The organism is Paenibacillus sp. N22P23, assembly GCF_059383735.1.
In genome coordinates this window covers 193,354-206,845 of record NZ_JBXENT010000002.1, presented here as the reverse complement: position 1 = coordinate 206,845, position 13,492 = coordinate 193,354, and the positions used below count along the sequence as shown (strand labels likewise).

General features: G+C 48.9%; 12 protein-coding genes. 7 read left to right on the top strand and 5 right to left on the bottom strand.

The window, feature by feature from the left end; translation table 11 throughout:
• Positions 1 to 146: 146 nt before the first annotated feature.
• Positions 147 to 1,760, bottom strand: a complete 1,614-nt coding sequence (locus AC506A_RS11705) for a CPBP family intramembrane glutamic endopeptidase (protein ID WP_495461187.1) — start codon at positions 1,758 to 1,760, stop codon at positions 147 to 149.
• 163 nt (positions 1,761 to 1,923) lie between these two features.
• Here AC506A_RS11705 and AC506A_RS11700 point away from each other — a divergent pair, with 163 nt between their 5' ends.
• The 3 genes from AC506A_RS11700 to AC506A_RS11690 are packed head-to-tail and all read left to right on the top strand — an operon-like array spanning position 1,924 to position 5,245.
• On the top strand, positions 1,924 to 3,285 hold the full coding sequence (locus tag AC506A_RS11700) for a TrkH family potassium uptake protein (protein WP_495461186.1): 1,362 nt from the start codon (positions 1,924 to 1,926) through the stop codon (positions 3,283 to 3,285).
• Between the two features lie 15 nt (positions 3,286 to 3,300).
• Positions 3,301 to 3,963: a potassium channel family protein gene (locus AC506A_RS11695; protein WP_495461185.1), complete on the top strand. Its 663-nt coding sequence runs from the start codon at positions 3,301 to 3,303 to the stop codon at positions 3,961 to 3,963.
• 40 nt (positions 3,964 to 4,003) lie between these two features.
• Positions 4,004 to 5,245 carry a cation:proton antiporter gene (locus AC506A_RS11690; RefSeq protein ID WP_495461184.1) on the top strand — a complete coding sequence of 414 codons (1,242 nt, stop codon included), beginning with the start codon at positions 4,004 to 4,006 and terminating at the stop codon, positions 5,243 to 5,245.
• A gap of 439 nt (positions 5,246 to 5,684) precedes the next feature.
• Here AC506A_RS11690 and AC506A_RS11685 read toward each other — a convergent pair whose 3' ends face one another.
• Both AC506A_RS11685 and AC506A_RS11680 read right to left on the bottom strand, forming a co-directional pair.
• On the bottom strand, positions 5,685 to 5,966 hold the full coding sequence (locus AC506A_RS11685) for a hypothetical protein (RefSeq protein ID WP_495461183.1): 282 nt from the start codon (positions 5,964 to 5,966) through the stop codon (positions 5,685 to 5,687).
• A 39-nt stretch (positions 5,967 to 6,005) separates the two neighbouring features.
• On the bottom strand, positions 6,006 to 6,899 hold the full coding sequence (locus AC506A_RS11680) for a LysR family transcriptional regulator (RefSeq protein WP_495461182.1): 894 nt from the start codon (positions 6,897 to 6,899) through the stop codon (positions 6,006 to 6,008).
• Positions 6,900 to 7,129: 230 nt separating this feature from the next.
• Here AC506A_RS11680 and AC506A_RS11675 point away from each other — a divergent pair, with 230 nt between their 5' ends.
• The 3 genes from AC506A_RS11675 to sdhB are packed head-to-tail and all read left to right on the top strand — an operon-like array spanning position 7,130 to position 10,354.
• Positions 7,130 to 7,801 (top strand): succinate dehydrogenase cytochrome b558 subunit, encoded by a 672-nt coding sequence (locus AC506A_RS11675; RefSeq protein WP_495461181.1) that lies wholly within the window; start codon positions 7,130 to 7,132, stop codon positions 7,799 to 7,801.
• A gap of 25 nt (positions 7,802 to 7,826) precedes the next feature.
• A complete protein-coding gene (gene sdhA, locus AC506A_RS11670; protein ID WP_495461180.1) occupies positions 7,827 to 9,572 on the top strand; it encodes a succinate dehydrogenase flavoprotein subunit in 1,746 nt (581 codons plus the stop codon).
• Between the two features lie 14 nt (positions 9,573 to 9,586).
• Positions 9,587 to 10,354 (top strand): succinate dehydrogenase iron-sulfur subunit, encoded by a 768-nt coding sequence (sdhB, locus tag AC506A_RS11665; RefSeq protein ID WP_495461179.1) that lies wholly within the window; start codon positions 9,587 to 9,589, stop codon positions 10,352 to 10,354.
• 418 nt (positions 10,355 to 10,772) lie between these two features.
• Here sdhB and AC506A_RS11660 read toward each other — a convergent pair whose 3' ends face one another.
• Positions 10,773 to 11,987, bottom strand: coding sequence for an acyltransferase (locus AC506A_RS11660; RefSeq protein WP_495461178.1), 1,215 nt, complete (start codon positions 11,985 to 11,987; stop codon positions 10,773 to 10,775).
• Positions 11,988 to 12,108: 121 nt separating this feature from the next.
• Positions 12,109 to 12,417: a winged helix-turn-helix transcriptional regulator gene (locus tag AC506A_RS11655; protein WP_495461177.1), complete on the bottom strand. Its 309-nt coding sequence runs from the start codon at positions 12,415 to 12,417 to the stop codon at positions 12,109 to 12,111.
• Positions 12,418 to 12,646: 229 nt separating this feature from the next.
• Here AC506A_RS11655 and AC506A_RS11650 point away from each other — a divergent pair, with 229 nt between their 5' ends.
• Positions 12,647 to 13,486, top strand: coding sequence for a DUF695 domain-containing protein (locus AC506A_RS11650; RefSeq protein ID WP_495461176.1), 840 nt, complete (start codon positions 12,647 to 12,649; stop codon positions 13,484 to 13,486).
• Positions 13,487 to 13,492 lie beyond the last annotated feature (6 nt).

The window sequence follows — 13,492 nt, the reverse complement described above, 5'->3', positions numbered from 1 at the left end:
GAGGAGTTAGGAGCCAATTATCCCCGAATAACGCCTCTACGGTTCGTTAGATTCTCGAAGCCCCGAAAATCGGCTCAATAACGTCCCTACGGTTCGTTAGATTTCATGGAGTACAAGATGAGAATTGTACGATATGAACGCGGAAGCTAAGCTACATACGGTTTCGGCCTTCTGTTTCTGTCCACATACCGCATGAGCCAAGCAATTGGAATAGGAAGTACAATGTAGACGATGCCTATCAGAATATTGCTGGCAGAGCCCATGAACATTAACGAGATCGCCATCATCACGCTGTCGAAGATCGCATGCGCGAATAATACCGTAATAAAGCCGTATCGCAGGAACAAGAAGCTGAAGATAAGTCCGATAATGGTTAGCTCCAGCAGCCTCGTTGTCGAAGGGAAGATCGGATAGGTGACGTGACCGAGCGCCCATATGACGGTGGGGATGAGGGAAGCGACGAACGAATTTTTGAACCAACGCTTCATGAGACCGATACCGAACAGCCGGAAAACCGCTTCCTCCGAGATTGCCGCACACCAAGCGAGAACGGGGAAGATCAAGGGTGCCGCCAGATTATAAGGTGACTGAGTGACGTCAGTCGTGGACCAAGAGCCGTTCACTTGCATCAGCACGATAAAAATGATGGTTTGTAAACCAAGCAGCATAAAGGCGCACAAATAGCCAAGCCACATGCTTCGCCAAACATGCTCCCCATAGCCGGGTTGACCGAATCTCGGCCATAAATTCCGGCCCATCCCCTTCCATAAGCCATCTCCGCCAACGAGGGAGAAGTAAACGGCAAGCGCCATAATAACGGTGATCAAACACGTAACGATAACCGCAACATAGGCGATCGTATCCGCATTCAGTATTTCGCCGTAGCCGGCCACAATGCCATCTGTCATGTTGAAATCATTTGCCAAATACATAGCCAAGAAGATGACGGTTAATACGATACCGCGCAGGAACGAAGTATGTTTCCGATAAAGAGACGCATAAATGATAGCTAGAATAAACAAGACAAACGATAGGAACAAGCTCCCGATTGTCGACAAATAATTAGCGATGCGTTTCTGATTGTTCACATAGCTGGAGTACGCTGTAGGGACTTTGAATTGCGGTTTATAGGATGCAATAAGGAAGCTGCCATTCGTAAGCTTCTCTCCTCGTATGCCAAGAAGGAGGGGGGCTTCGCCAATGGAGGTACCGGCTGCTTTGTATACGATTTGGCCTTTTGCCTCATCCATTTTATAAAGGGAAAGCGATGATTTTGCAAAACCTTTGGAGGCTGCAAAAGCAAGGGCGGCATCTGTAAGCTCTTTGCCTTTGGCAGGTGTGGCATCCGTTTCGTTCAACCGATTCCACGCGACTACAGTCCCTTTTTGCATATGCACATAGACGAAAATTTCGCTCTTATCCGGCATTTCAGCCGTTACTTGAAACGTGTCCGTAGGGTAATCCGTATCATAGTTCTTATTGTAGTTCTTGGTTAGCTTATTCTTCTCCAAGTAACCGTAGAGGAGGCTGTCGGATTGATGCACGGCATGTACATTCTTGGGGTGCGCGTGGAACTGCTTCTGTATAAAAGAAGCGGCAGCAGCCTCTGCTTTACTCTTCGTGATGACGGCTTCGCTGTTCGAATCGAAGAACGATTCCGCAGTGGAAGGCACGATTTGAATGAGTAAATAAATAAGAAGGCCTATACCTGCAAGCCAGGAGAACAATTTCCAGTTGGGCTGGAGCTGCGTCGTATTCATTTGAACACCTCTATCTTGGATAGTAGAATATCTAATATGCGATTATTCATTACCTTAACATAAATGAGACAATATTATCCATGGCGCGGGTGCTGTCCTACTAGGAATTAAGGTAAGGTACGGTTTATAATGTGATTCATTGGTAGTCAATGGAAGGAAAGGAATGAAAGCATTGAAACACTGGTTTCGCATTTCCAAATGGTCACCGCCAAGAATTCTTGTAACAGGATTTGCACTGATTATTTTGTGCGGCGGCATACTTCTTTCCATGCCATTCGCCTCAAGCGATGGCCAAGCTACTCCTTTCATCGATGCGGTGTTTACGGCGACGACGGCAACCTGCGTGACAGGTCTTGTGACAGTCGATACCGGAAGTCACTATTCCGTGCCGGGTCAGCTTATTATTATGACGCTGATTCAAATCGGCGGACTTGGATTCATGACGATGGCTACTTTATTCGCGCTTGCTTTACGCAAACGCATTTCGCTTAAGGAAAGGCTGATTCTCCAGGAAGCGTTCAATCAAAGCAACATGGAGGGGATTGTTCGTTTAATTCGCAAAGTCATCATTTATTCCTTAACGATAGAATCGATTGCCGCATTCTTATTTGCCATCCGCTGGTCCTTTGACATGCCGGTAGGCAAAGCGATCTATTTTGGCATTTTTCATGCGGTTTCGTTCTTCAATAATGCCGGGATCGACTTGTTCGGCCAATTTGGGGTGCCTTATACGAGCTTAACGGCTTATGTAAGCGATCCACTAGTGAATATCGTTTCGATGCTGCTCATCATTACTGGCGGCATTGGGTTTATCGTCATGTCCGATTTACTCGAATACCGCAAGAAAAAGCGATTGTCGCTGCATTCGAAGGTAGTCCTCAGCATGAGCGGATCTCTGATCGCAATCGGTACGATAGTCATATTCATATTCGAGTTTTCCAATTCTAAGACGCTTGGCTCGCTTGATTGGGGGACCAAAATATTGTCTTCGTTCTTTCAATCCGTCACGCCGCGTACGGCCGGTGCCAATACGTTGGATTTAGCTTCTCTAAGGCAAGCCACGCAGTTCTTTATAATCATCCTAATGTTCATCGGAGCTTCACCGGGTTCTACAGGCGGGGGGATCAAAACGACGACCTTCATGACACTGATTGGTGCTGTTATTGCCATGATTAGAGGTAGAGAAGACATCGTCCTATTTAACTACCGTCTTGCTCGGGAACGGATATTCAAAGCATTGACGATTACCATGCTCTCTCTATCGCTGGTGATCTTCGTGACGATGGTGCTTTCCACAACGGAGGACAAAGCCTTTTTGAAAATTCTTTTCGAGACGACCTCTGCATTTGGCACAGTCGGTCTTACAGTTGGCATTACGCCGGAGCTATCGTTAGTCGGAAAAATCATCATATGTTTCACGATGTTTGCAGGCAGGCTTGGGCCGCTTACATTGGCATATGCATTAGGGCCGCGGACAGAAAAAGTGCTGTACAGGCATCCGGAAGGCAAAATCACAATTGGATAGGGGATTCATACAACCATGAAAAGCAATCAATTTGTAATTATCGGGCTGGGGCGGTTTGGCTCGAGCTTGGCTCACGAGTTAATTAAGCTGGGCTACGATGTACTGGGAATCGATAAAGATGAAGAAGTCGTGCAGGATATGAGCCAAGTGCTTACGCATACGGTCGCAGCAGAGTCAACAGACGAGGAAGTGCTTCGTTCGCTTGGCGTTCGAAACTTCGACTGCGGCGTCGTGGCAATAGGAGACGATATTCAAGCGAGCATACTTACAGCCATACTGCTGAAGGATCTTGGGGTGAAAAAAGTTGTGGCGAAAGCGATGACTGAGCTTCATGGGCGCGTACTGGAGAAAATCGGCGTTGACCGCGTCGTCTATCCGGAGCGCGATATGGGTATCCGTGTAGCGCATCAACTGGTTTCTCCGAATCTGCTTGACTACATCGAGCTGTCGAAGGACTATACGATTGCTGAATTAGCCGTGCCGAAATGTTTGAGCGGTGTATCGCTGCATGAATTGAATCCGCGGGCTCGCTTCGGCTGCAGTATCGTAGCGATCAATAAGCCGAAGGGCATCATCATTGCGCCGACCGGAAACGATGTGCTGGCGGAGAAGGATGTTATGGTCATCATCGGTACGAATCAACAGATCGAGGAATTTGAACATACAGTCATTCGCTAGCAGAAATTCTGGATCTGAACAGAAGGGGCGTTACTGGCACATGGAGAACACGTCCGAATGGATTCATCATTTCTTCATACTTATGTTGGTTATCGTAATTGCAGGTATGGTGGCAGGCACGATTGCGATCAAGCTCAGACTTCCGGATGTCGCGCTCTTTATTATTGCGGGAATGGTTATTGGGACGGGCCTGCACTGGATTAATGAGCCGAGCAGTTCGCTTACGAATCAATTGATCTTAGTTGGAGGCTCGTCGATTATTTTGTTTGACGGCGGCCGCAATATTTCGTTGCGCGGGCTTCGTAAAGTTGGCTGGACCGTAGGGCTGCTGAGCGTTCCCGGGGTACTCATTACTGTAGCGATCGTGGGTGCCGCGATTCATTGGCTGTTCGGTATCGAATGGCTTTACGCTCTGCTTGCGGCTTCGGTCATTGCTTCGACGGACCCCGCCTCCATTATTCCGGTATTTCGCCAAGTGCGAATCCGTGAGCGGGTTCGCGAAACCGTTGAAAGTGAATCAGCCTTCAACGATGCGACAGGATCGATCATTATGTTTGCATTGCTTGGCGCGGCTACCGGACAATCGGTGCTTAAACCGGGTATTATTCTAATGGATTTCTTACAGACAGCGTTCGGTGGAATTGCTGTTGGTTTGGTAATTGGCATTGTTATTGTATTCTTAGTATCCCATGTGAAGCTTGGCGTGCTGCGAAATTATACGACGATTGCAATGCTTTGTACGGCTATCGGTTCTTACTTAACGGGGGAACTGCTTCATGTAAGCGGCTTTATGGCGACCTTCGTTGCTGGTTTGATTTGGGGAAATGCGGGCAGTTTCGGTCTACATATGACTGGCAAGCAAGAAGAAATGCATCACTTCTCGGAAAATATGACCGTCATGCTGCGTATGCTTATTTTCGTGCTATTAGGCAGTCAAGTCAGCTTCGTGCTGCTTCGCGAGTATTGGTGGCAAAGCTTACTAGCTGTACTGGTACTGATGGTTATCGCAAGACCGGCTACCGTTCTTGCATCAGCGTGGCCCGATCGTACTTCCCGATGGTCTATGCGAGAGATGACCTTTATGATGTGGGTTCGCGAAACAGGTGTCATCCCTGCGGCGTTATCCGGTATGCTCTCGGGCATGGGGATCAAACATGCCGATATTATCGCTTCGATCACGTTTATGGCCATTATGCTCACGATCCTGCTTCAGGCGAGTTCGACCGCATGGATGGCAAGAAAGCTCGGCATGGTATTGGATACGGAAAATGGCAAACAATAAAGGACAGAGCCGGTTTCGGCTTCTGTCCTTTATTGTTGTTCGGAAGTTCGGGAAGAGGAGGACTCCTTTTGCTGAGCTGTGACAGCCTTCCGCCTGCTGTTAAACCCGTGATCACCATTGAACTTGTTAGGTAGAGGTTTGATCACGGTTTTAAAGGCAGGACGTAAACTCTCCAGGCTGTCACGCTCCTCTCCAGTCGCCTCTTCCCCCGAACCCACAATAAAGGACGGCACCCGAAGCGGTGCTCTGTCCTTTATTGTTGCGGGAGGGAACAGATTCACCTCGCCGCATACCCGGCGCGGTCCGATTTTGGCCTTAAGATGGAGCCGCATACCCGGCGTGGTCCGAATTTGTCTTAAGATGGAGCCACATACCGTGCGTGGTCCGAATTGGGCTTTAAAGGATCGCGCCGCGTACTAAGCGTGGCTCGGGTTGATCTCTAAAAGAATGTGCCGCAGAGCTGCGGGGGCAGCGATTGCGTCTCAACCCTGCTGCCCAGCGGAGCAGGATATGCGGAGCTGAACGCTGGTGGAAGAAGGAAGCGCAGCGGGAAGGAGGGAAGGGATGAAGATGGTTGGACAAGTGAAAGGGGAATCCGTTGGAGAGCGCCAGCGATCGCCTTTGAAACCGGGAATACACCGCGAGGTGTAAAGTTCAATATTCCCGGGTTCAACAGCGACGGAAACGGATCCCCTAAACGTAGTCCAATCCACTTCTTCATCCCAACCACCAACCGCGGAGCATCTTCTCCCCCACCAAGCTAAACTCGCTTATAATGCGTAGCGATTTCGTCGATCCACAGCCGCACCGCCGGACTCAAGCTCTCCGACTGCGCATGAATAAGCGAAGTTGTTCGCTTGGACTCCACTAATTCGCGGATCGGGATAACTAAGAGATCGTTATCCTGCAGCATCTCTGGCCGCAAATAGGATTTGGGCAGCAGCGTGGCGGCCCGGCAAGTATGCAGCAACCGAAGAATGGCCTCGAAGGAGTCGATCTCCATACGCACATCGGGGAGCAGGCGGTATTTTTCGAACAATTCATCGGTTAGAATTCGGTACCATGTGCCTTTGGAGAACAATATCATCGGCAGCGCGTTTAAATCGCTAATAACAGGCAAGCCTTTATCCATGACGAAGTGATTGCGGGGCAGCACCAGCACAAGGTGATCGTCAAACAGCGGCACGCATCTCAATTGTGGGTCATCGATGCGCGAAGCGACAATGCCTAGATCGGCTTTGCGTTCACGGACGAGGGTTACGATTTCATGGGTCTTACCGGTGATGGCCTTGATGTCGAGCTCGGGACTGCGAATGGTCAATGCTTGAATGAGATCAGGCAAAGTCGTCTGCAGTGTCGTAAGACTTGCGCCAATCGTTAACGTGGAACGGCCCGCGCTCTTATAATCTGCGACTAGGCTGAGATAGCGCAAATGCTGCTGCCTCGCTTCAATGGCGTATTCGTACGTTAGCTGTCCGATTCGGGTCAGTTCAAGCCGTTTGCCGATTCGGCGGAAGAGCAAGGCGCCAAGATCCTGTTCCAGCTTGGCGATTTTGCGGGAGAGAGCCGGTTGGGATAGATTTAGTGCGGCGGAAGCCTTGTTCATACTGGACTGCTCCACAACAACGGCAAAAACGTGTAACTCATCTAACATCAGCAATTCACCTCGTACCTCTGAGTCTATATGCAAAAAAGTTATAACAATTAATGAATAATAAGCAATTCCATTATAAGCGAAAAAGGAGTATCATGTGTACTGTGCCACCATAAAGTGTAAATCTATTATTTATTGACGCCTTCTGGGCCTAGAGTTACAATGGAGAATGGTTTTGGCGAATTATGGCGAATGCTACCCCACAGTTTGGAAAGGAGAACGTACAAGTTATGAAAGGAAATTCGTATTTATCGCGTAAGATCCACTCTTTACTCGGAGTAATTCCACTCGGTTTGTTCCTCATCGAGCACATGATTACAAACTATTCGGCCTATGAGGGTGGATCACAGGGGTTTTCGGATAGCATCAAGTTCTTAAATGATCTTCCGCTCGTTTTCTTCCTGGAATTGTTCGGCATTTGGTTGCCGCTGTTGTTCCACGGCGTGTATGGATTATATGTTGCTTATCAGTCGAACCTGAATACCGGTCAGTTCAAATATGGACGTAACTGGGCATTTGCTGTTCAGCGTATAACCGGTGTAATTACGTTTATTTTTATCTTCTGGCATCTTTACCAAACCCGTTTGCAAGTGATGCTCGGTGAAGTAAAGCATGAGGAACTCGGCGGACTGATGCATGACATCACAAGCAACGGTTTATACTTCGTGCTCTATATCATCGGTGTTCTTGCAGCAACGTTCCACTTCAGCAACGGCATGTGGGCATTCCTCGTTAGCTGGGGCATTACAGTCGGACCGCGTGCACAACGCATCTCCTCGTTCCTTTGGATGGGTGTATTCGTCATTGTAGCGGTGATGTTCCTGTTGTCGCTTGGCGCATTCCGCGGCGATGAATTTAAAGAGGCGGCCTCTGCTGCTCTGCAATTGACGAATCTCGTTTAAGTTTGAGACAAGGAGCGATAATGTAATGGCTAAAAACAAAATTATTGTCGTTGGCGGCGGTCTGGCCGGCCTAATGGCTACTATAAAAGCGGCAGAAGCAGGCGTTCATGTCGATCTGTTCTCCGTTGTGCCTGTTAAACGCTCGCACTCCGTATGTGCACAGGGCGGCATTAACGGTGCGGTTAATACGAAAGGTGAGGGCGACTCCACCTGGGAGCATTTTGATGACACCGTTTACGGCGGGGACTTCTTGGCGAACCAACCACCTGTAAAAGCAATGTGTGATGCCGCACCAGGCATCATTCACTTGATGGACCGGATGGGCGTTATGTTCAACCGTACTCCGGAAGGATTGCTTGACTTCCGTCGTTTCGGCGGTACGCAATATCACCGAACTGCTTTTGCAGGCGCTACAACAGGCCAACAATTGCTGTATGCGCTGGATGAGCAAGTTCGCCGCTGGGAAACAGCGGGTCTTGTAACGAAGTACGAGCACTGGGAATTCCTCGGTTCCATTCTGGATGACGAGGGTGCTTGCCGCGGTGTAACCGCTCAAGATCTTCGCTCCATGGAAGTACATACCTTTGCTGCGGATGCTGTTATTTTGGCGACAGGCGGCCCTGGTATTATTTTCGGCAAAACAACGAACTCCGTTATTAACACAGGCACAGCTGCGAGCGCGGTATATCAACAAGGCGTTCATTATGCAAACGGCGAATTCATTCAAATTCACCCGACGGCAATTCCGGGCGACGACAAACTTCGTCTGATGTCGGAATCGGCGCGCGGTGAAGGCGGACGGATCTGGACGTATAAAGACGGCAAGCCTTGGTACTTCCTAGAGGAGAAATATCCTGCTTACGGAAACCTGGTTCCGCGTGATATCGCAACTCGTGAAATTTTCGATGTTTGCGTAGAGCAGAAGCTCGGTATTAACGGCGAGAACATGGTTTACCTTGACCTATCCCACAAAGATCCGAAGGTACTGGACGTGAAGCTTGGCGGTATCATTGAGATCTATGAGAAGTTCATGGGTGATGACCCTCGTAAAATTCCGATGAAAATCTTCCCTGCGGTTCATTATTCCATGGGCGGCATATGGGTTGACTACAATCAAATGACGAACATTCCCGGCTTGTTCGCTTGCGGCGAATGTGAATATCAATATCATGGTGCCAACCGTCTTGGCGCGAACTCCCTGCTCTCCGCAATTTATGGCGGCATGATTACTGGACCTAAAGCGGTCGAGTACATCAAAGGCCTTAAGAAATCGGCAGAAGATATCTCTTCCTCTGTCTATGATCGTGCGAAGAAACAGCAAACCGACAAGTATGAAAGCATCTTGAACATGAACGGTACAGAGAACGCATATGTCCTGCACAAAGAACTCGGCGAGTGGATGACGAACAACATGACCGTTGTACGTTTCAACAAGAAGCTCGAAGAGACGATCGCGAAGATTAAAGAACTGAAGCAGCGTTATCAAAATATCAATATCAACGATTCCGCGCGTTGGAACAACGCAAGCGTAGCCTTCACGCGTCAGCTGTGGAACATGATGGAACTATCCGAAGCGATGACGCTTGGCGCACTTATGCGAGACGAAAGCCGCGGCGCGCATTACAAACCGGAGTTCCCGGATCGTAACGATGATGACTTCTTGAAAACGACGAAAGCGACATGGACGCCGGAAGGCCCGCAAATTTCGTACGAAGAAGTCGATGTTTCTCTAATCAAACCACGTAAACGTGACTACTCCAAGGAAAAATAGAAAGGAGAATAACGATGGCGGAAGCGACGACAGTGAAAACAAAAACAGTAAAGCTGGTCATTACGCGTCAAGACGCTCCGAACTCTGGATCGTATACCGAAGAGTTTGAAATTCCTTATCGCCCGAATATGAACGTAATCGGCGCATTGATGGAAATCCAGCGTAATCCTAAGAAACAAGACGGTCAAGGTACGGCTCCGGTATGTTGGGAGTCCAACTGCCTCGAGGAAGTATGCGGTGCTTGCTCCATGGTCATCAATGGTAAGCCGCGTCAGGCGTGCAGCGCATTGATCGATAAACTGGAACAGCCGATTCGTCTGCAGCCGATGAGCACGTTCCCGGTAGTGCGTGACTTGGTTATCAACCGTGAGCGGATGTTCAACGCGCTTAAACGCGTTAAAGCTTGGATTCCGATCGATGGTACGTACGATCTTGGTCCCGGACCGCGTATGGCGGAAACGAAACGTCAATGGGCGTATGAATTGTCCAAATGTATGACCTGTGGGGTCTGCTTGGAATCTTGCCCGAACGTCAACGACCGCAACAGCTTCATCGGACCTGCGGCAATCTCGCAAGTTCGACTGTTCAACGCTCACCCTACGGGCGAGATGAACCAAGAAGAACGTCTGGAAACGCTGATGGAAGACGGCGGTATCGAAGGCTGCGGTAACTCGCAGAACTGCGTACGCTCTTGTCCGAAAGGTATTCCGCTGACGACTTCGATTGCAGCGATTAATAAAGATACGACTAAGCATTTGTTCAAAAAATGGTTGGGGATGTAGAGTAAATACGGCTCCCGTGGTGGGGCACTTCGCACAGCTATTCCGATTTGCGCTCCCGTGGTACTCCGTACCAAAATCGCTCAAATTCGGAATAGCTGTTGCTGCGTTTCCCGCACCAAAGTCGCCCTATTTATCCCTGCTGCTTCGCAGGGGGAAACGCTCTTCCGAGCTGGGGCACTGCGTGCAGGCCGTACGATTCAGCGCTCCCGTGGTGCTTCGCACCAAAGTCGCTCCTAATCGTACAGCCTGCGGCTGCCGCTCCCACCGCTCCTAAGTCGCGTAGACCAAAGACTTGCGCTCCGAGGTCGCGTGAAACCAAAGACCACCGCTCCGAATTCGCGCAGACCAAAGACTTGCGCTCCGAGGTCGCGCAAGAGAATAACGAAAAAGGCGTGTCATGGCTTCCCATGATACGCCTTTATTCGTTTATCCTTGGGATTAGTACTTCAGCGTTAGCTGTAGCTGTGGCTGGGGCTTGGAATTTAGCTGGCACCGGGCCTAGAAACAGCCAGGATCGCTTTGTAAAGCGGTGTGCCAGTAGAATGACGATTACGGATGTGCTTAGCGTGAACAGGAAGCTGCCCGCTGTCCACAGATGGAAGATGAGCGGCTCCGCTGACGCGGGAGGATATCGATGATACAGCAGCAGGAAGAAGGGGTGAATGAGGTAGATACCGAACGAGAGCAGGCCCATATCCGAAAGGATGGCCACCAGAAGGCGTGCAGCGCGCTGCTGCATCAGCCACACACAGAAGCGAAGCAGAACAATGACAGTCAGCAACGTGAACAGGTTGTAGCCCATTTCAAACCAGTAGCCTTTGGGGACAACGCCCCCGGTGCGATAGGCGTAATGCATGCTGATAAAACCAGCTGTTAACGCCAGCCATAGAAGAACAAGGAGCAGCGTATGTGTAGGAGACACCGTTTTCTTATCCGATTTTCCCACAGAGAACCATTTGTTGAATGTATCGCTTTGCATACCCAGATAAGCTCCAAGCAAGAAAGCGGCGAAATACGTAAACGACCAGCTGCCTTTTGCAGCGAGATGCCAATAGTTCCGGTTCAATAAATAAAAGGTCCATTGAACAGCAAATCCAAGAACAACGGCCAGCCTGACCGAAATCCGAACCTTCTGGAACAGCAGGAGCAGAAACGGAAACAGCACGTACAATTGAATCGCAAGCAAGATATAATACAGATGCGTGTATGATTTTCCGGTAAGCACATGCTGAGCAATGAGCATAATCATCTCGCCTGTATTCCATGTCCCGCTGCGCTTCATGATATAATCCGCCAACTCATAGAACATCGAAATGAACACATACGGAATGATGAGATCCTTCAGCCGTTTCCGGTAAAACGTTCGCAATCGGGCATTAGTGAAAGGCGTATCAAAGTGATTATAGAACAATACAAAGCCTGACAGAAATATAAAAGCAGGCACGCAAAAAAGCGAGAAGGTATTGAGGGAAATATATACCATGCGAATCATGGAGTTTTGAACCGTTAAGACAGCATTCGAAGTAGTGTGCACCATAAGTACGCCTAGGATGGCGATTCCACGAAGCATCTCAATTTGTTGCAGCCGTTCTTTCTTGACTGTTCCGGCGATGGGAATCGATTCGATGGCCATATTGCTTACGGTCTCCCTCCCTCTAGAAACAAGAGTGTACCGTTATCATATCCGCCTCTTCCGAAACCAACCGGAACTACCTAATAAAAAGTGAAAAAGCTGCCGTAAGCCACGGCAGCTTCTAACACCAATTCTCTCCCCAATCTTGAATCGATTGGATAACGGGTTCTAATCCCCGTCCCTTTTCAGTTAAATCATATTCAATTCGAACCGGCATTTCCGGATAGACGTTACGTTTAATGATACCGAATTGTTCGAGCTCTTTCATCCGGTCGGTCAGCATCTTGTCGCTCATCTCCGGGATTTGCTCTTTCATTTCTTTAAACCGCTTCGGCCCCCCGAGCAGAACGCGAACGATCATGCCAGTCCATTTTTTCCCTAGTAACTCAGTTGCGCACTCATACTTTGGGCACATCTTGGAATAATCCACGTTATCACCCCACTTTCAATGATTCTATTGTAGCACATGACGTTTTCAAAAGGGAGGGCTATTCGCCAAGAGAAGACAAATGCTTTTGATTCATTATATACTATACTTAAGTTAGTTGGATATACATGGGGTATTTTTCCAAAAGACTTAATAACTTTGCAAACACTGCCGAAATAATTCTAAGACGCTGTAGAAATGCTATTATCTTACAACGATATTGAGGTGCCGGATGTCGGACAACTGGGGATTTTATGAACGCCGGACGGAATCGGAGCAGCTGCGTGTGTTAATTAATGTCGGATATCGAAACTCCGCACCACTCGCAGCGTATACGAATTTGCTTTCGATTACGATTAACTTATATCCGGTTCGTGCGCATAATCGCTCGAATCGGGATTTTGTCAAACAATTGGAGCAGTTGGAATCCAAGCTTGAACATTGGCTGAACAGTACTGTAGGTGCCATTTATATTGGACGCATCAATGCAGCAACCCGGCTTGAGTTTTATTATTACACTAAAGAAGAGATGCCTGATCTTCCCGCCATTCATGCTTGGCTGGATCATAACTGGACTTTCAGAGCGCAAGTATATCGCAAAGCAGATCCGGAGTGGGAATTTTATACGTTCATGCTCCCGGATGCGCTTGAGGAACTGTTTGTGCACAATGCACAGATGATCTATGCGCTTATTCATAAAGGGGATAATATCGGCGAGCCCAGAAACGTCTATCACTGGCTGATGTTTCGTCAGGACGATGACCGAAGGGAAATTGAGTCGATGCTAAAGGGACTCGGATATGTAATTGAGAAGGAGAAGGAAGGGAACCCGGATCAGGGCTACCCTTATCCGCTTGTAATTAGCCGTTTCGAGGACGTTCGGCTCGATACCGTAAATGAGCGCGTACGTGAGCTGCATTCCCTGCTCGCAGGAAGTGGCGGGCGTTACGATGGATGGGGCTCAGTAATGAAGCTGTCCGCTGCGGGGCGGTTCCGCCGCTATATACGCCGGAACCTGAGTGTGTTTGAATCCGCAGTGCGCAAAGTGTTTCTGAGACGCAACTCGGAATAATCCCAA

Bases quoted from the DNA above. Each gene is read 5' to 3' on its own strand.
- AC506A_RS11705 (WP_495461187.1), bottom strand. From the start codon at position 1,760: ATGAATACGACGCAGCTCCAGCCCAACTGGAAATTGTTCTCCTGGCTT.
- AC506A_RS11700 (WP_495461186.1), top strand. From the start codon at position 1,924: ATGAAAGCATTGAAACACTGGTTTCGCATTTCCAAATGGTCACCGCCA.
- AC506A_RS11695 (WP_495461185.1), top strand. From the start codon at position 3,301: ATGAAAAGCAATCAATTTGTAATTATCGGGCTGGGGCGGTTTGGCTCG.
- AC506A_RS11690 (WP_495461184.1), top strand. From the start codon at position 4,004: ATGGAGAACACGTCCGAATGGATTCATCATTTCTTCATACTTATGTTG.
- AC506A_RS11685 (WP_495461183.1), bottom strand. From the start codon at position 5,966: ATGAAGAAGTGGATTGGACTACGTTTAGGGGATCCGTTTCCGTCGCTG.
- AC506A_RS11680 (WP_495461182.1), bottom strand. From the start codon at position 6,899: ATGTTAGATGAGTTACACGTTTTTGCCGTTGTTGTGGAGCAGTCCAGT.
- AC506A_RS11675 (WP_495461181.1), top strand. From the start codon at position 7,130: ATGAAAGGAAATTCGTATTTATCGCGTAAGATCCACTCTTTACTCGGA.
- sdhA (WP_495461180.1), top strand. From the start codon at position 7,827: ATGGCTAAAAACAAAATTATTGTCGTTGGCGGCGGTCTGGCCGGCCTA.
- sdhB (WP_495461179.1), top strand. From the start codon at position 9,587: ATGGCGGAAGCGACGACAGTGAAAACAAAAACAGTAAAGCTGGTCATT.
- AC506A_RS11660 (WP_495461178.1), bottom strand. From the start codon at position 11,987: ATGGCCATCGAATCGATTCCCATCGCCGGAACAGTCAAGAAAGAACGG.
- AC506A_RS11650 (WP_495461176.1), top strand. From the start codon at position 12,647: ATGTCGGACAACTGGGGATTTTATGAACGCCGGACGGAATCGGAGCAG.